This is a genomic window from Halomonas saccharevitans (assembly GCF_900116405.1).
Classification (GTDB): domain Bacteria; phylum Pseudomonadota; class Gammaproteobacteria; order Pseudomonadales; family Halomonadaceae; genus Halomonas; species Halomonas saccharevitans.
The window spans coordinates 21,097-37,413 of sequence record NZ_FPAQ01000033.1 but is presented as its reverse complement, the minus strand read 5'-3'; the positions used below and the strand labels follow the sequence as shown (position 1 = coordinate 37,413).

Annotated in this window: 16 protein-coding genes and 1 pseudogene; 11 read left to right on the top strand and 6 right to left on the bottom strand. The window is 66.4% G+C overall.

The features are described from left to right. Nucleotides 1-263, bottom strand: a pseudogene (locus BM388_RS13890) (IS481 family transposase); the annotation flags it as partial. 195 nt (nucleotides 264-458) lie between these two features. Here BM388_RS13890 and BM388_RS13885 point away from each other — a divergent pair. Then, complete coding sequence (locus BM388_RS13885; RefSeq protein ID WP_089851184.1) at nucleotides 459-1,004, top strand: DUF3833 domain-containing protein; 546 nt, start codon at nucleotides 459-461, stop codon at nucleotides 1,002-1,004. Nucleotides 1,005-1,129: 125 nt separating this feature from the next. On the opposite strand, the gene BM388_RS13880 is transcribed toward BM388_RS13885, so the two are convergent. The 4 genes from BM388_RS13880 to gorA all read right to left on the bottom strand — a co-directional run bounded on the left by BM388_RS13880 (nucleotide 1,130) and on the right by gorA (nucleotide 5,249). Next, nucleotides 1,130-1,543, bottom strand: coding sequence for an ectoine synthase (locus BM388_RS13880; RefSeq protein WP_089851181.1), 414 nt, complete (start codon nucleotides 1,541-1,543; stop codon nucleotides 1,130-1,132). Nucleotides 1,544-1,641: 98 nt separating this feature from the next. Continuing rightward, entirely contained in the window at nucleotides 1,642-2,907 is a 1,266-nt protein-coding gene (ectB, locus tag BM388_RS13875) for a diaminobutyrate--2-oxoglutarate transaminase (RefSeq protein WP_089851180.1), read from the bottom strand. Between the two features lie 118 nt (nucleotides 2,908-3,025). Next, complete coding sequence (ectA, locus tag BM388_RS13870; RefSeq protein WP_089851178.1) at nucleotides 3,026-3,604, bottom strand: diaminobutyrate acetyltransferase; 579 nt, start codon at nucleotides 3,602-3,604, stop codon at nucleotides 3,026-3,028. A 283-nt stretch (nucleotides 3,605-3,887) separates the two neighbouring features. Continuing rightward, entirely contained in the window at nucleotides 3,888-5,249 is a 1,362-nt protein-coding gene (gorA, locus tag BM388_RS13865; RefSeq protein WP_089851176.1) for a glutathione-disulfide reductase, read from the bottom strand. 148 nt (nucleotides 5,250-5,397) lie between these two features. Between gorA and can the strand changes: the two genes are divergently transcribed. The 10 genes from can to BM388_RS13815 all read left to right on the top strand — a co-directional run bounded on the left by can (nucleotide 5,398) and on the right by BM388_RS13815 (nucleotide 15,697). Further along, a complete protein-coding gene (can, locus tag BM388_RS13860) occupies nucleotides 5,398-6,051 on the top strand; it encodes a carbonate dehydratase (RefSeq protein ID WP_089851173.1) in 654 nt (217 codons plus the stop codon). A gap of 147 nt (nucleotides 6,052-6,198) precedes the next feature. Then, nucleotides 6,199-7,773, top strand: a complete 1,575-nt coding sequence (locus tag BM388_RS13855) for an ABC transporter substrate-binding protein (protein WP_089851172.1) — start codon at nucleotides 6,199-6,201, stop codon at nucleotides 7,771-7,773. 107 nt (nucleotides 7,774-7,880) lie between these two features. Then, on the top strand, nucleotides 7,881-8,927 hold the full coding sequence (locus tag BM388_RS13850) for an ABC transporter permease (RefSeq protein WP_089851170.1): 1,047 nt from the start codon (nucleotides 7,881-7,883) through the stop codon (nucleotides 8,925-8,927). Beyond that, on the top strand, nucleotides 8,924-9,880 hold the full coding sequence (locus BM388_RS13845; RefSeq protein WP_089851168.1) for an ABC transporter permease: 957 nt from the start codon (nucleotides 8,924-8,926) through the stop codon (nucleotides 9,878-9,880). Before BM388_RS13850 ends, BM388_RS13845 begins: the two co-directional genes overlap by 4 nt. Nucleotides 9,881-9,885: 5 nt before the next feature. Further along, nucleotides 9,886-10,905, top strand: a complete 1,020-nt coding sequence (locus BM388_RS13840) for an ABC transporter ATP-binding protein (RefSeq protein WP_089851166.1) — start codon at nucleotides 9,886-9,888, stop codon at nucleotides 10,903-10,905. Next, nucleotides 10,905-11,951, top strand: coding sequence for an ABC transporter ATP-binding protein (locus tag BM388_RS13835; RefSeq protein ID WP_089851164.1), 1,047 nt, complete (start codon nucleotides 10,905-10,907; stop codon nucleotides 11,949-11,951). The genes BM388_RS13840 and BM388_RS13835 overlap by 1 nt, the downstream gene beginning before the upstream one ends. 61 nt (nucleotides 11,952-12,012) lie before the next feature. Beyond that, on the top strand, nucleotides 12,013-12,936 hold the full coding sequence (locus tag BM388_RS13830; protein WP_089851163.1) for a LysR family transcriptional regulator: 924 nt from the start codon (nucleotides 12,013-12,015) through the stop codon (nucleotides 12,934-12,936). Nucleotides 12,937-13,030: 94 nt separating this feature from the next. Further along, nucleotides 13,031-14,032 (top strand): hydrolase, encoded by a 1,002-nt coding sequence (locus BM388_RS13825; RefSeq protein WP_089851161.1) that lies wholly within the window; start codon nucleotides 13,031-13,033, stop codon nucleotides 14,030-14,032. A 185-nt stretch (nucleotides 14,033-14,217) separates the two neighbouring features. Continuing rightward, nucleotides 14,218-14,787, top strand: a complete 570-nt coding sequence (locus tag BM388_RS13820) for a hypothetical protein (RefSeq protein ID WP_089851159.1) — start codon at nucleotides 14,218-14,220, stop codon at nucleotides 14,785-14,787. A gap of 121 nt (nucleotides 14,788-14,908) precedes the next feature. Beyond that, nucleotides 14,909-15,697 carry a Crp/Fnr family transcriptional regulator gene (locus BM388_RS13815; protein ID WP_089851157.1) on the top strand — a complete coding sequence of 263 codons (789 nt, stop codon included), beginning with the start codon at nucleotides 14,909-14,911 and terminating at the stop codon, nucleotides 15,695-15,697. Here the strand turns inward: BM388_RS13815 and msrA are convergent. Further along, the gene (msrA, locus tag BM388_RS13810) at nucleotides 15,678-16,292 is read right to left on the bottom strand and encodes a peptide-methionine (S)-S-oxide reductase MsrA (RefSeq protein ID WP_089851155.1); all 615 of its coding nucleotides are present in this window, start codon (nucleotides 16,290-16,292) and stop codon (nucleotides 15,678-15,680) included. The genes BM388_RS13815 and msrA overlap by 20 nt on opposite strands. Between the last annotated feature and the right edge of the window lie 25 nt (nucleotides 16,293-16,317).

Sequence of the window (16,317 nt, the reverse complement as noted above, 5' to 3'; positions counted from 1 at the left end):
AGAAGATCATCCAGGCCAAGGCGAAGGAATTCACGAGCCGCGATCAGCACCTCTTCCTGTTCGGGCGTGAGCGTGGCCAGCAGGTTGTGCCGCGTGTGCGGTCGGTCGTGGACATCGTCACGGTACCGCCAACGCCGGATAGTCGCGGTGGCGACGCCGTATTGGCGGGCCAACTCGCTATCCGTGATGCTAGAGGGGGCTGCCTGGATCTCGGCACGGATCTTCGGTGTCGTCGTAGCCTGCTTATGCAGCTTGATGTCCATGAACCTGCTCCCGAATGAATTGCTGTAGAAGCTCTCTGGCTGCTAGCAGAGGATAACTTCTATAGGCGATCTGATCATCCGGGATCCTACAACTATGAGCCAGGACTTCCCGCATCGCCTTGCCGGCCATCGAATGGCAACGCCGTCGGCGATCCGCTAGCCTAGGTTATACCTTAAACCAATACCGGATAGATCATGTACAAGATATTGCACTATCGACTGCTCCCGCTGCTCTTCCTGCCACTGCTGCTCGCCGGCTGCGGCAGCGTCGACGTCGAGCGGTACGCCGGCACCACGCCGCGGCTGGACATCGGCGAGTATTTCGACGGTCAGACGCGCGCCTGGGGCATGGTTCAGGACTACAGCGGCGAGGTGCAGCGCCGTTTTACCGTAATGATCGACGGTAGTCTCGAGGGCGACACCCTGACCCTCGACGAGCGCTTCACCTACCAGAATGGCGAGATGGATCGCCGGGTCTGGACCTTCGAGCGCCAGGATGATGCCACCTGGCTCGGCAGCGCCAACGACGTCGAGGGCCCCGTGGAGGCTCGCCAGGCCGGTCACGCCTTCAACATGCGCTATCGCCTGCCGGTCGAGGTCTCGGGGCGCGAGCTCACCTTCACCCTGGATGACTGGATGTACCTGCAACCCGACGGGCGGCTGATCAACCGCACGGCGATGAGCAAGTTCGGCGTGACGCTGGCCGAGATCACCATCGTCTTCGATCGCTCGGCGCCCTGAGGTGCCATCAGGCCATGCCGAGTGGCGCACTCCATGAACGACTTGGCCCCGAACCATCATGGTTCGGGGCCAGGAATCAGACCCATGTCGTCGCGACAGGAACGCGACGAACTGCGCTCAGATCATCAGAGCGGGGTCTTGTCGTCCGGCTCGTTGGCCGGCGCGTAGGAGCCATCCTCGCGATGGATCTCCTTGCCAGTGAGGCCCGGAGTGAAGACGCAGGCCAGATGCATGGTCTTGCTGGCCCGCAGCAGGTGTTCGTCGTGCTGATCGAGGATATAGATGTCGCCCGGCTTGATCGGCCAGATCTTGCCGTCGGCCAGGGTCTCCACCTCGCCTTCGCCCTCCATGCAGAACACCGCTTCGAAGTGATGCTTGTAATGGATATGAGTCTCGGTGCCCTCATAGATCCGGGTGATGTGGAAGGAACAGTTGCCACCGTCGTCGGCCAGCGACAGGCGGGTGCTGTCCCAGTTGCCGTTCTCGGCGGCGACCAGGCGGTCTGACTTGCGCGCTTCCTCGAGATTGCGAACGATCATGAATACTCTCCAGTAATGTCGATGGCGAACCGGCCGAGCCCTCGGCCGGTCGAGGACCGGGCCGCCCTTCCTCGTTTTCGGGCGACCCTTTCAGCGTATCAGCTCAGCGCCTCGCGTGCGCTGGCCTCGAGGATATCCAGGCCGCGAGTCAGCTCTTCGTCGGTGATGGTTAGTGGGCAGAGGCACTTGACCACCTCGCCGTCCTGGCCGCTGGTCTCGATGACCAGGCCGTTCTCGAAGGCCTTGTGGGTGATCTTGTCGGCGACGTCGCCGCTGCCCACGTCGATGCCGCGCATCAGCCCGCGGCCGCGCTCGGTGGCCTCGAAGCCCAGTTCGTTGAGCATGCCGGCGATCCGCTGGAAGCGCTTGGCGACCACCTCACCCTTGCGCGCCACTTCCTTCTCGAAGGCGTCGTCGGCCCAGTATTCACGCAGCGCTGCGGCGGCGGTGGTGAAGGCCAGGGCGAAGCCGCGGAAGGTGCCGTTGTACTGCCCCGGCTTCCAGACGTCGAGCTCCGGGCGCATCAGCACCTGGGCGAACGGCAGGCCGAGGCCGGAGAGCGACTTGGAGTTGGTGACGATATCCGGGGTGATGCCGGCGTGCTCGAAGCTGAAGAACTTGCCGGTGCGACCGCAGCCCGCCTGGATGTCGTCGGCGATCAGCAGGATGTCATGGTCGCGGCAAATCTGCTCGAGACGCTTGAGCCAGTCGAGGCCGGCGACGTTGATACCGCCCTCGCCCTGCACGGTCTCGATGATCACCGCGGCCGGCACGTCGAGTCCGCCGGACTTGTCGCCGAGCAGTTTCTCGAAGTAGTCCAGGGTGTCGGTGCTCTCGCCCATGTAGCCGTCGAACGGCAGGAAGCTGCCGCCGACCGTCGGCACGCCGCCGGTGGCTTCGCGGAACTTGCGGTTACCGGTGGTGGCGAGCGCCCCCATGGTCACGCCGTGGAAGCCGTTGGTGAAGGTCACGACGTTATGGCGACCCTTGGCGTTGCGGGCCAGGCGGATGGCCGCCTCGACGGCATTGGTGCCGGTCGGTCCGGGGAACTGGACCTTGTAGTCGAGCCCGCGCGGCTTGAGAACGACCTCCTCGAGAGTCTCGAGGTAGTCGCGTTTGGCGGCGGTCCAGAAGTCCAGGCCGTGGATGATGTTGTCCTCGGCCAGGTACTCGAGCAGCGCCTGCTTGATGTGCGGGTTGTTGTGGCCGTAGTTCAGCGTGCCGGCGCCGGCCAGGAAGTCGATGTACTCGCGGCCGTCTTCATCGGTCAGGCGCGCATTCTGGGCCTTGGTGAAGACCACCGGAAAGGAGCGAGAATAGGTACGAACGTCGGACTCCATGCGTTCGAGAATCTGGGTCTGCATGTGCGACCTCCTGTGGGTCTTGGGAAGTTGAAGAAAGGGTCTGGCCGTGGAAGCGGCCGGTAGAGACGCAGGGACCTGGGCCGCCCGTCGGGCAGCCGGTCCCACGAAAAGGCGTTGGTCAGATACGATCGGTCTGGAAGGGTCCGATGCGCACGAGGTTTTCCGGGTCGTGCTCGCCGCCGAGCTGATCGGTGGAGAAGTACTCGCGGCTATTGAGCGGTGCCTGCCAGCGATCGGCAAGCCGACGGAACAGGCCCCAGGAGGCCTGGTTGTCGGGGGTAATGGTGGTCTCGAGGTGATGAACCTCGGCCATCTCCGTGCGAGACATCACGGCTTCCACCAGGCGACGTGCCAGGCCGGTACCGCGCGCCTTCTCGCCTACCGCCACCTGCCAGAGGAAGTAGGTGTCGGGCGCATTGCTCTTGACGTAGCCGGAGACGAAGCCGACCACCTCACCTTCCTGGTTGGTGGCCAGGGCGCAGCTGTCGCGGAACTGGGTCGCCAGCAGCAGGTAGGCATAAGCGGAATTGACGTCCAGCGGCGGGCAGGACTTGACCAATTCGTAGATGCCCCAGCCATCGTCGGGATTGGGCTTGCGTATGAACAGCGGCGAGGCGTCGTGGCCGACCACGGCGTCGGCCACGGTGGGCCTTGCCAGTTCGGCGGAGGGTGTGAAGGGGTCGGTGGTTGCGGTCATGTCGGTGGTTCGCTGTAGCGAATTTGAGCGGGATTATAACAGCGCCTTATCAGCAATTCAAAACCATGGTTATCCAGGCGCCGCCTAGCCATAAAATATCATTATGAAGAGTGAGCCAATGCCCGCCATGTCGGCATCGAAGCCCGTCTTACCCCTTCCACAGTGGCGTCAGACGGTATCTTCAGAATAGCCCAGGACGAGGACGCCGAAACCTTGAGGATCACTAACGCAAACGGGCCACCCCTAAGGGTGGCCCGTGGTCACACACCGGCGTCGATCGCGCTCAGCGGCGGGTCGGCGTGCGCATGGTGACGAACTCCTCGGCGCCAGTGGGATGGATGCCCACGGTGGCATCGAAATCCGCCTTGGTGAGTCCCGCACGGACGGCCACGGCGATCCCCTGGATCACCTCCCCGGATTCTTCGCCCACCATGTGGGCACCGACCACCACGTCGCTTTCGTCGTCGACGATCAGCTTCATCAGGCAGCGCTCGCTGCTGCCGGAGAGGGTGTGCTTCATGGGGCGGAAGTCCGCCGCGTAGACCCGGATCTCGCCACAGGCCTCGCGTGCCTGCTCCTCGGAGAGTCCCACGGTGCCGATGTTGGGATGGCAGAATACCGCCGTGGGAATGTGGCGATAGTCCAGCGGGGCCGGCTCGCCCGGCTCGAAATGGTGGCGGACCAGCTGCATGGCCTCGGCGAGCGCCACCGGCGTGAGCTCAGGGCCGCCGGTCACGTCGCCGAGCGCCAGGATCGATGGCACCGAGGTCTCGAAGCGCTCGTTGACGGCGAGATGGCCGCTCTCGGTGCGGGTCACGTCCAGCGCCTCGAGCCCGAGTCCCTCGACGTGGGGGCGACGACCGGTCGCCGCCAGCACCGCGTCCACCTCGAGCTGCTCACCGCTGGTCAGGGTGACCGCGAGGCCGCCCTCGACCTTCTCGATCGCCTCGATGTTGGCCTCGAAGTGCAGGTTGACGCCCTTCTTGGCCATCTCGTCCCGGGTGAACTCGCGCACCTGCTGGTCGAAGCCGCGCAGGAAGAGCTCGCCGCGATAGACCAGGTGGGCCTCGCTGCCGAGCCCGTTGAAGATGCTGGCGAACTCCACCGCGATATAGCCGCCGCCGAGCACCAGGAAGCGCTCGGGGAAGGTCTCGAGATCGAACACCTGGTTGGAGTTGACCGCAAGCTCCTTGCCGGGGAAGTCCGGTGTCCAGGGCCATCCGCCGACGGCCACCAGGATCTTCTCGGCGCTGACGGTCTCGCCGCCGACCTCCACGTGATGGGCATCCACCACCCGGGCGCGCTCGTTGATCAGGCGTACGTCGGCGGCGTCCAGCAGCCGCCCGTAGATGCCGTTGAGCCGCTTGATCTCGCCGATCTTGTTGTCGCGCAGCGTCGACCAGTCGAAGCGCGGCGCCTCGGCCAGTTGCCAGCCGAAGCCGCTGGCGTCCTCGAAGGCCTCGTGGAAGTGGGCCGCATAGGAGTAAAGCTTCTTGGGCACGCAGCCGACGTTGACGCAGGTGCCACCCAGATAGCGGTCCTCGGCCACGGCGACCCGGGCGCCGGTCGCCGCCGCGGTGCGGGCGGCGCGCACGCCGCCGGAACCGGCGCCGATCACGAAGAGATCGTAGTCGTATTCGGACACAGTATTCTCCTGATGGTGTGTCGTTCTGATCGGGCGCGATCATACCAGCCACGGCCATGGCCCGGGAGGCCCGCTGCATTGACCCTGGCTATGCCGGTAATCAAGAATGCGTCCCGTCCCATGGCCCGTTCTTCAGAGAAGCCCACCCATGAAAACCGAAATGCAAGAGCTGCTCGAGCGCAACCGCGATTGGGCCGAGAGCGTCCGTCGCCAGGATCCCGACTTCTTCTCTCGGCTGTCTCAGCAGCAGAACCCCGACTATCTGTGGATCGGCTGCTCCGACTCCCGGGTGCCGGCCAACCAGATCATTGACCTGCCGCCCGGAGAGGTCTTCGTACATCGCAACGTCGCCAACCTGCTGCACCACAACGACATGAACGCCCTCTCGGTCGTCCAGTTCGCCGTCGACGTGCTCAAGGTGAAGCACATCATGATCGTCGGCCACTACGGCTGCGGCGGCATCAAGGCGGCGGTGACCGGCGACGAGTGCGGCATGGTCGACTACTGGCTGCACTCGGTCCGCGAGCTCTACAGCCGCCACCGCGGCGACCTGGAGCAGCTGCCGCTCGGCGAGCAGGTCGATCGCATGTGCGAGCTCAACGTCAAGGCCCAGGTCAACAACCTGTGCCGCACCAAGATCATCCAGCGGGCCTGGCAGCGCGGCCAGGCGCTCGCCGTCCACGGCTGGGTCTACGGCCTGAGCGATGGGCGCGTCACCGACCTGGAGTGCAGCGTCTCTGGGCTCGATCAGGTCGCGACCCTCTACCGTATCGGCCGTTTGACGCCGTCGAGCGAGGACTGAATCGTCGTTCGCCCGGCGGCCTCATTCGCCGGGCGCATGGCGCCTGTCAAAATTTCGATTGGGCAGGGGTCGCCGGGCTCTCTATGTTGTTGGCTGGACCTTAGCGGTCATTACACCAATAACAAGTCACCCGGCATGGAACGACACATGACTCTCAAGAAGACCCTGCTGGCGAGCGTGATCGGCGCCGCCATGACCACCGCCGTGCTGCCCTCCGTGGCCAGCGCCGAGACCAGCCTGCGCATGGCCTACGACGCCGACCCGGTCTCGCTGGACATCCACGAGCAGCTCTCCGGCGGCATCATCCAGCTCTCCCACATGACCTTCGATCCGCTGGTGCGCTGGAACAAGGACCTCTCCTTCGAGCCGCGCCTGGCCACCGGCTGGGAGCAGGTCGACGACACCACCATGCGCATGACGCTGCGCGATGACGTCGAATTCCACAGCGGCAACACCTTCAGCGCCGAGGACGTGGTCTGGACCATCGAGCGCCTGAAGCGAAGCCCCGACTTCAAGGCGATCTTCGAGCCCATCGAGAGCGTCACCGCCATCGACGACACCACCGTGGAGATCACCACCACCAAGCCCTACCCGCTGCTGCTGAACCTGGCGACCTATGTCTTCCCGATGGACAGCGCCTTCTACAGCGGCACCGATGCGGATGGCGACCCCAAGGACGAGATCGTCAAGAACGGCAACTCCTTCGCCTCGACCCACGTCTCCGGCACAGGCCCCTACGTGGTCACCGAACGCCAGCAGGGCGTGCGCATCACCTTCGAGCGCTTCGATGACTACTGGGACGAGGAATCGCCCGGCAACGTCGACGAGATCGTCATGACCCCGATCAGCGAGAACGCCACTCGCGTGGCCGCGCTGCTCTCCGGCGACGTCGACTTCATCGCCCCGGTGCCACCCAATGACCTGGACCGGGTCCGCGAGGACGAGGACGTGCAGCTGGTGACCATGTCGGGCACCCGGATCATCCTCTTCCACATGAACCAGGAGCGCGTCGAGGCCTTCCAGGACCCGAAGGTGCGCCAGGCCTTCGCCTACGCCATCAACCAGGAAGGCATCGCCGATCGCCTGATGAAGGGCTTTGCCACCCCGGCCGCCCAGTTCTCGCCGGAGGGCTATGCCGGCCACGTCGAGAGCCTCGAACCGCGCTATGACCTGGAGAAGGCCAAGCAGCTGATGGCCGACGCCGGCTTTGAAGACGGCTTCGAGATCAGCATGATGGCGCCCAACAACCGCTACGTGAACGACGCCAAGATCGCCCAGGCGGTCGCCGCCATGCTGGCGCGCATCAACGTCACCGTGGATCTCAAGACGCTGCCCAAGGCCCAGTACTGGGGCGAGTTCGACGAGCGCGTCGCCGACATGATGATGATCGGCTGGCACGCCGATACCGAGGACTCGGCCAACTTCCACGAGTACCTGACTGCCTGCCCGGACGCCGACACCGGGGCCGGCCAGTACAACGCCAGCAACTACTGCAACCCGGAACTCGACAAGCTGGTCGCCGAGGCCAATCTCGAGATCGACCTCGAGAAGCGCGCCGAGATGCTCCAGCAGGTCGAGCAGACGCTCTACGACGATGCCGCCTTCGTGCCGCTGCACTGGCAGGACCTGGCCTGGGCCTCGGCCTCCAACGTCAACATCGAGCCGGTGCTCAACGTGATGAACTTCCCCTACCTCGGGGACCTGGTCATCACCGACGAGTAAGTCCGCCGCGCGCCGGCCCCTCGCGGGCCGGCCCTTCGAAACCATGACCCCTGTGACGCGCTCGATGATCGAGTGCGTTGCCGCGTGTTGCACACGGGACGCCAGCCATGATCGCTTTCCTGATCAAGCGCCTCTACCATGCCCTGCTGGTGATGTTCGTCATCAGCATCATCGCCTTCGCCATCCAGGACAACCTGGGCGACCCCATCCAGCAGATGGTCGGCCAGTCGGTGCCCGAGAGCGAGCGCGAGGCCCTGCGCGAGGAGCTGGGGCTCAACGACCCCTTCCTGGTCCAGTACCTGCGTTTCGCCGGTAACGCCGTCCAGTTCGACTTCGGCTATTCCTACACCTTCAACCAGCCGACCACCGAGGTCATCATGCGCCACCTGCCGGCGACCCTCGAGCTGGTGGCGGCCAGTACCTTCCTGATCATCGCGCTGTCGGTACCGATCGGCGTGTACAGCGCCATCCGCCCCCGCGCCTGGCTGACGCGCTTCTTCATGGGCGTGTCGATCGTCGGCATCTCGATACCGGTGTTTCTCACCGCCATCGTGCTGATCCAGATATTTGCCATCGGGGTGAGCGTCACGCCCTTCCCCTCCGACACCGGCTGGGGCGCCTGGCTCAATGATCTGCTCTCCACCGACGGCGGCATGCCGGCCTACGGCCGCGGCGATCCCGTCAACGTCTTCGGCACCTGGGACAGCAACTTCGCCTCGCTGAACGGGCTGACCTACCTGGTGCTGCCGGCGGTCTCGCTGGCCTCGATCATGCTGCCGCTGTTCATTCGCCTGATCCGCGCCGAGATGCTCGAGGTCCTGCAGTCCGAATACGTGAAGTTCGCCCGCGCCAAGGGTATCTCGCTGCGCCGTATCTACTTCATCCATGCGCTGAAGAACACCATGCTGCCGGTCATCACCGTGGGCGGCGTGCAGATCGGCACCCTGGTGGCCTACACCATCCTCACCGAGACGGTGTTCCAGTGGCCGGGCATGGGGCTGATGTTCCTCAACGCCATCCAGCGTTCCGACGTGCCGCTGATCGTGACCTACCTGATGATCGTGGGGCTGATCTTCGTGATCACCAATACCCTGGTCGACCTCATCTACGGCCTGGTCAATCCCACCGTCAAGCTGACAGGGAAACCCGCATGACCACCACCAACTCTTCCATGGACGTTGCCCCGGTGGCGAGCCGCTGGTCCCGTTTCCGCGGCTCCTACCTGCTCTACAGCTTCAAGCGCGATCCGATCGCCCAGCTCAGCCTGCTGGTATTCATCGTGCTGGTCGGGGTCGCCGTGCTGGCGCCGTGGCTGGCGCCGATGGATCCCTACGACCTGGCGCAGATCGATATCCTGGCCTCGGAGCTGCCGCCTTTCTGGGTCGACGGCAGCGATCCGGCCTACCTGATGGGCACCGATGCCCAGGGCCGCGACCTGCTTTCCACCATCCTCTATGGTGCCCGAGTGTCGTTGATCATCGGCTTCGGCGCCGTGGCCCTGCAGGCCCTGCTCGGCGTCAGCTTCGGGCTGCTCGCCGGCTACCTCGGCGGGCGCGTCGACGCCTTCCTGATGCGCCTGGCCGACATCCAGCTGTCGTTCTCCACCCTGATGGTGGCCATCGTGGTCGGCGCCCTGGTCAAGGCGGTCTTCGGCGGCGCCACCTACAGTGACTTCGCGGTGCCGCTGCTGGTGCTGATCATTGGCCTGGCGGAGTGGCCGCAGTACGCGCGCACGGTGCGCGCCTCGGTGCTCGCCGAGCGCAGCAAGGAGTACGTCGACGCCGCCCGGGTGATGGGCTTCACGAGCCGGCGCATCATGTTCCGCCACATCCTGCCCAACACCCTGTCGCCGATCTTCGTCATCTCCACGGTGCAGGTGGCCAACGCCATCATCTCCGAGGCCGCGCTGTCGTTCCTGGGGCTCGGCATGCCGGAAACGCACCCGTCGCTCGGTTCGCTGATCAAGTCGGGCTTCGACTACATCCAGTCCGGCTCTTGGTGGATCACCCTGATCCCCGGGGCGATGCTGGTCATCCTCGTGCTGGTGATCAACCTGCTCGGCGACTGGCTGCGCGACGTCCTCAACCCGCGACTCTACAAGGGCTGATTCCCATGGCACTCCTCGACGTAACCAACCTCGACGTGCGCTTCGCCCTGCGCCGCGGTGACGTGCAGGCCCTGCGTGACGTCTGCTTCAGCCTGGAGCGTGGCGAGCGCTTAGGGATAGTGGGCGAGTCCGGCGCCGGCAAGTCGGTGGCGGCCTTCAGCCTGCTCAACCTGATCGCCAAGCCCGGCTACATCGCCGGCGGCAGCATCACCTTCGACGGCCAGGAACTCACCGCCATGAGCGACCGCGGCCTGCGCCACGTGCGCGGGCACCGCATGTCGATGATCTTCCAGGATCCGATGATGACCCTGAACCCGGTGCTGACCATCGGCGAGCAGATGGTCGAGTGCCTGAAGGCACACCGGCGCATCTCCACCAGGGAAGCCCGGGCGATCTCGCTGCGCAAGCTCGAGCAGGTGCAGATCCCCTCCCCCTCGGCGCGCCTGGACCAGTACCCCCACGAGCTCTCCGGCGGCATGCGCCAACGGGTGATCATCGCCATCGCGCTGCTGCTCGACCCGGACATCATCATCGCCGACGAGCCGACCACCGCGCTTGACGTGACCATCCAGGCCGAGATCATGGCGCTGCTGCTCGAGCTCTGCGAGAAGCACAACGTCGGCCTGATCCTGATCACCCACGACCTCGGCGTGGTCAGCCAGGTGACCCAGCGCATGCTGGTGATGTACGCCGGCCGGGTGATCGAGCAGGGCCCGACCCGGGAGATCATCAACGACCCGCAGCACCCCTACACTCAGGGGCTGATCAACGCCCTGCCGCAGATGGCGACGCCCGGCGCGCGCCTCAATCAGATCCCCGGCAGCATGCCGTCGCTGGACAACCTGCCGAGCGGCTGCGCCTTCCATCCGCGCTGCGGCTTCGTGGCACGCGCCGACGGCTCGACCCGCCACGCCTGCACCGACGAGGTGCCCGACTTCGTGACCTCCGGCAACTGCCGGGTCGCCTGCCACATGGTCGCCGAGATGCTCGATCGCGAGCGCATCCCGGCCGAGGAGATCCGCTGATGAGTTCGACAGCACACGCCACCGCCGCCGAGCCCGCCTCCCCGCTGCTGGAGATTCGCGGCGTGGAGAAGCGCTTCTCGCTCTCCGGCGACTTCCTCGAGCAGCTCAAGTTCAAGGGCGGCAAGCTGGTCCGCGAGCAGAAGTACGTGCACGCCATCAACGGCGTCGACCTGGACATCCAGCGCGGCGAGGCGCTCTGCGTGGTCGGCGAGTCCGGCTGCGGCAAGTCCACCGTGGCGCGCACCGTGATGGGGCTGCTGCACCCGAGTGCCGGCGAGATCCGCTATGACGGTGAGCGCATCGACGATCTCTCCCATCAGGCGCTGATGCCCTATCGCCGCCGCATGCAGATGATCTTTCAGAACCCCTATGCGTCGCTGAACCCGCGCATGACCATCCAGCAGACCCTGGAGGAGCCGATCCGCCTGCACCATCCGGACTGGTCGCCGCAGCGGGTCAAGCAGCAGGTCGCCGAGGTGATGGCATCGGTGGGCATCGCCGCCGACTGGGGCGCGCGCTACGGCCACGAGTTCTCCGGCGGCCAGCGTCAGCGAATCGCCATCGCCCGGGCCCTGGCGGTGGACCCGGAGTTCATCGTCGCCGACGAGCCGATCTCGGCGCTGGACGTGTCGATCCAGGCCCAGGTCCTCAACCTGCTGATGGAGGCCCAGCAGCAGCGCAACCTGACCTACCTGTTCATCACCCACGATCTCGCCGTGGTGGAGCACTTCGGCACCCGGGTGGCGGTGATGTATTTGGGCAGGGTCTGCGAGGTGGCGCCCACGGCGACGCTCTTCGCCCGGCCGCGCCACCCCTACACCCAGGCACTGATGTCGGCCATTCCTCGCCTGGAGGACGACCGGCCGCAGCATATTCGCCTGCAGGGCGAGGTGCCCACGCCGGTCAATCTGCCGTCGGGCTGCGTCTTCCATGGGCGCTGCCCCCACGCCAACGCGCGCTGTCGCAGCGAGATCCCGGAGCTGATCGTCAGCGACGACGGCAGCCAGGTGGCCTGCCACGCCGTGGAGGAAGGGCGCATCGACTGACGCCTGGGGAGGTGTGGCACAATGCCGGGTGAGACACCCGGCTCCTGGCTCGAGGATCGACATGGAACTGCGCTGGCTGGAAGACTTCATCGTCCTGGCCCGGACCCAGCACTTCTCGCGCGCGGCGGAGGAGCAGAACGTCACCCAACCGACCTTCTCGCGACGCATCAAGCTGCTCGAGGAGGGCATGGGCACCACCCTGATCAACCGCCAGACCCTGCCGCTGACGCTGACGCCGGCCGGCGAGGAGTTCCTGGCGCTGAGCCTCGAGGTGACGCGCCGGGTCGCCGCGACCCGACTTCGCCTGTCGCAGCTGGCCGAGGAGCAGGCCAGCCAGCTGCGCCTGGCCGCGCCCCAGAGCCTGCTGGCGCACTTCCTGCCGGCCTGGCTCTCCAGCTTTACCTCCCCGCCGCCGCTGACGCCCTCGCTGCGGGCCACCGGCTGGCTGGCCAGCGACTTCTTCGAGGCGCTGGCGCGTGACGAGTGCGACCTGGTGCTCACCTACTGGCCGCGGGTCGAGGGGTCGCAGATGCCGGATACCGAGGGCCTCGAGCACCGCTGTCTCGACAGCGAACGGCTGGTGCCGGTGTCGCTGCCCGAAGGCGACGGGCGGCCCCGTTTCGAGCTGGAGACCGGCCCGCGTGCCAGCCTGCCGCTGATCGCCTATCACCCGCGGGGTCTGACGGACATGGCCCTGCGCCGCCATCTCGAGGGGATTCCCGGCGCGCCGAGCTTTCGCGTGCTTCACGAGAGCATCCAGAGCGGCAACATCCGCGAGCTGGTCGGCCTGGGCTATGGGCTGGGCTGGCTGCCCGAACGCGTGGTGCAGGAGAGCCTGGCCGCCGGCACCCTGGTCCGCGCCGGCGACGGACGCTGGGACGTACCGTTGGAGATCCGCCTCTACCGCCGCCAGGGCATCGATCAGGCCGCCGTCGAGGCCCTCTGGGAGGCGCTGGCGACGGACTCCGAGTCGCGCGCATCCTGATACCCTTTGAGCCTGATGCGGCACGCCGCCGACCCTGGCGGCATGCCATCTCCCCTATCCCTTCCTTTTTCTGAATCCCCTGGTGGAGCCCCTCATGGACGAGTCCTGGCATATCGCCGACTTCCGCGCGCCCCCGGGGCTTGGCAATCGTCACGTCCAGACCCTGCTGCCGCGATGCCTGCCGCGACCTGCGGTTAGGTGGGCAGGCGAGATACTCGAGTTGCCCGATGGCGACTTCGTCGAGCTGGCCTGGGCGCAGCCGGCCCCGTTCGAGGCCGATGCGCCCATCCTGGTGCTCTTCCACGGGCTCGAGGGTTCGATCGAGTCCCCCTATGCCCGGGAGCTGCTGAATGCCGCCGCCGGACTGGGCTGGCGGGCCGTGCTGATGCATTTTCGCGGCTGCGGCGAGCACACTAACCGCCTGCCCCGCGCCTATCACAGTGGTGATACCGCCGATGCTCGCTGGCTGATCGACCAGCTGTCGCAGCGCTATCCCCGTGCCCTGAAGGTCGCCGCCGGGGTATCGCTGGGCGGCAACATGCTGACCAAGCTGGTCGCGGAATCGGGTGGCCAGTGCCTCGACCTGGCCGGGGCCATCGTCATCAGCGCGCCGCTGGATCTCGCCGCCTGTGCCGATACCCTGAACCAGGGAGTCGCCAGGCTCTACGAACGCCATCTGCTCGCCTCGCTCAAGCAGAAGATGGCCGGGCGACTGGCGCGCGGTGAACTGCCGCTGGCGCTCGGCCCCCGCGAGCTCGCCTCGCTGGCAAGCCTGCGCGCCTACGACGATGCCGTGACCGCCCCGCTGCACGGCTTCGACGGCGCCGCGGACTACTATCGGCGAGCCTCAGCCGGCCCCCTGCTCGCTGATGTGACGCTGCCCATGCTGATGCTGCACGCCGACGATGATCCCTTCATGCCGCCGGCGCTCTTCGCACGCTTCCCCCGTCCATCGCCCGCGGTCCGGGTGGAACTCGCCCATCACGGCGGGCACGTCGGCTTCGTCGAGTGGCGCGACGGCCGCCCGGCCTCGTGGCTCGCCAGGCGCGTCGCCCGCCAGCTGACGGCCTGGCACGCCCCTCGCGCGCGCCGCTGACGGCCGCCGATGTCTCTCCCGCCGTAGTGCCCGGTGACAATAAGGGTCGTGACCTTAACCCATGTTGTCGCCGCTTCCCGGGCGCGATGCCTAGTCTGGCTGCATGGCGACGCCCGCGATCGATGTCACCATGCCGGCCGCCGCCTGAGTTTCATCATGCGGTTCATCACACAGGAGGGGAGCTCATGGACATCTCGAACCAGTCTCAGGGATCGACCAGCCATGCCAGTGACTTCCGGTCCCGCCTGACGCCCATGCTGCCCGCGGAGCTGCGGCAGGCGGTAGACGATCACGAACGCCGGCAGTCGCAACGGTATCGCTGGCGGGCGCTGCGCTTTCTGACCTATCACCCCGGCCTCAGCCAGCTGATGGAGGCCCTGGCCGACGAGAGTCGCGATCGGCGCGAGGTGCTGGTCGAGGCGCTGGCGGGGGGGCGTCCCGTCCAGCCCTGCCAGGCGCCCGCGGCCGGGGATTGCCGGGGGCGGGGTGCGGCGCACTTCTTTATCGTCGATGACGACATCGCGCACCTGGAACTGGGCCTAAGCCTGCTGGAGGAGCGACGAACGGAGCGCTTCTACACGCGCCTGCTGCGCGACGGCGCGATTCCGGGTCTGGATGCGCTGCTGGGCGACTGCATCGCCCAGTGTCGGGCCCATGGCCGGCTGCTCGAGGAGACGCGACAGTCGCTGCCGGCCCGCCACCGCTCGCTTGGCAGCATCGCCCGTAGCCGGCGGCGGCGCCGACGCATCGGCTGAGGTCATCGTCGGGGGCCATTGTCGGGGCATTGGGCGTGGGGTATGGCGCTATAGTGAACAGGGCGGTGTAGATTCGTGCCTGCCACCGTCCCGCCGTCGCCGCCCCTATCGAGGTTCGTGAATGTCCACCGCCCCCTTCTTCCAGGCCGCCATGAGCCGCTACTTCGCCCTGAGCGACGACGATTGCCGGCTGCTCGCACAGCTCGAGCGGTGCAGCGTGCCGGTGGGCAAGGATCGGATGCTGTGGACGCTCGGCGCGCGGGTCGAGGATCTGTTCATCCTGCAGAGCGGCTGGGCCTGCACCGTTCGCGATACCTGTGCCGGAGAACGCCAGATCATCGAACTGCTGTTGCCGGGCGATATCGTCGGCCTGCGGGAGTTCACCTTCCGCCGGCACGGCAGCGAGGCACGCATGATCAGCGAGGGCAGCGTCAGCACCTTCACCCACCAGCACATCGTGGATCTCGTGGCGGCCTCCACCTCCCTGGCGATGTCTCTGTTCGCCACCATCGGACGACAGGAGGCGCTGCTCACCGAGCGCATGCTGGTGACCCTCCACCGCTCGGCCCGGGTGCAGGTCAGCCATTTCGTACTGGAGACCTACCTGCGCCTGAGCAAGCTCCAGCCCGTCGACCCCGGCTACATGCCCTTCCCCGTCTCCCAGCGCCTGCTCGGCCAGATCCTCGGGCTCACGCCGGTGCATATCAATCGCACCCTGGCGACGCTGGAGCGCGACGGGGTGCTCGAGAAGCACCGCGATCACATCGTCATCCACGATCCCTCGCGCCTGCGCGCCGAGGCGGATTTCGACGACGACTATCTGAGCGACCGTGTAGACGGTCTCAGCACCCGCCTCACGGAATTGAGAGAGGGCGCCACGACCTCCGGTGTCAGCCGATCGGACAGCTGATGCCGGTGCCCTTCAGGCCGCAGTAGCCGCCGGGATGCTTCTCCAGATACTGCTGGTGGTATTCCTCGGCGTAGTAGAAGGCCGTGAGCGGCTCGATCTCGGTGGTGATGGGACCCTTGCCGCGTTGCGACAGCGCCTCGCCGTAGGCCTCGCGACTCTGCTCGGCGGCCTTCTGCTGCTCGTCGGTGGTGCTCAGGATGATCGACCGGTACTGGGTGCCGATGTCGTTGCCCTGTCGGTTGCCCTGGGTCGGGTCGTGAGCCTCCCAGAACACGCGCAGCAGCGTATCCAGATCGACCACGCGCGGGTCGAAGACGACTCGCACGACCTCAGCATGACCGGTTCGGCCGCTGCAGGTCTCCTCGTAGGTGGGGTTCGGGGTCACGCCGCCGGCATAGCCCACGGCGGTAACGTGCACCCCGGGCAGCTGCCAGAACAGCCGTTCGGCGCCCCAGAAGCAGCCCAGGCCCAGTACGATCTCCTGCATCCCTTCGGGCCAGGGCGGCCGCATGGCGTGGCCATTGACCAGGTGGGTGGCGCTGATCGGCAGCGGCGTCTCGCGCCCGGCGGGCGCATGGACGGGATGGAGTGGCATGCGGTTCGCTCCTTGTCGGTGGTCG

Coding starts and splice junctions, on each gene's coding strand:
- BM388_RS13825 (WP_089851161.1), top strand. CDS start 13,031: ATGGACGAGTCCTGGCATATCGCCGACTTCCGCGCGCCCCCGGGGCTT.
- BM388_RS13835 (WP_089851164.1), top strand. CDS start 10,905: ATGAGTTCGACAGCACACGCCACCGCCGCCGAGCCCGCCTCCCCGCTG.
- BM388_RS13880 (WP_089851181.1), bottom strand. CDS start 1,543: ATGATCGTTCGCAATCTCGAGGAAGCGCGCAAGTCAGACCGCCTGGTC.
- BM388_RS13845 (WP_089851168.1), top strand. CDS start 8,924: ATGACCACCACCAACTCTTCCATGGACGTTGCCCCGGTGGCGAGCCGC.
- BM388_RS13840 (WP_089851166.1), top strand. CDS start 9,886: ATGGCACTCCTCGACGTAACCAACCTCGACGTGCGCTTCGCCCTGCGC.
- BM388_RS13830 (WP_089851163.1), top strand. CDS start 12,013: ATGGAACTGCGCTGGCTGGAAGACTTCATCGTCCTGGCCCGGACCCAG.
- BM388_RS13885 (WP_089851184.1), top strand. CDS start 459: ATGTACAAGATATTGCACTATCGACTGCTCCCGCTGCTCTTCCTGCCA.
- ectA (WP_089851178.1), bottom strand. CDS start 3,604: ATGACCGCAACCACCGACCCCTTCACACCCTCCGCCGAACTGGCAAGG.
- ectB (WP_089851180.1), bottom strand. CDS start 2,907: ATGCAGACCCAGATTCTCGAACGCATGGAGTCCGACGTTCGTACCTAT.
- BM388_RS13820 (WP_089851159.1), top strand. CDS start 14,218: ATGGACATCTCGAACCAGTCTCAGGGATCGACCAGCCATGCCAGTGAC.
- can (WP_089851173.1), top strand. CDS start 5,398: ATGAAAACCGAAATGCAAGAGCTGCTCGAGCGCAACCGCGATTGGGCC.
- BM388_RS13850 (WP_089851170.1), top strand. CDS start 7,881: ATGATCGCTTTCCTGATCAAGCGCCTCTACCATGCCCTGCTGGTGATG.
- msrA (WP_089851155.1), bottom strand. CDS start 16,292: ATGCCACTCCATCCCGTCCATGCGCCCGCCGGGCGCGAGACGCCGCTG.
- BM388_RS13855 (WP_089851172.1), top strand. CDS start 6,199: ATGACTCTCAAGAAGACCCTGCTGGCGAGCGTGATCGGCGCCGCCATG.
- BM388_RS13815 (WP_089851157.1), top strand. CDS start 14,909: ATGTCCACCGCCCCCTTCTTCCAGGCCGCCATGAGCCGCTACTTCGCC.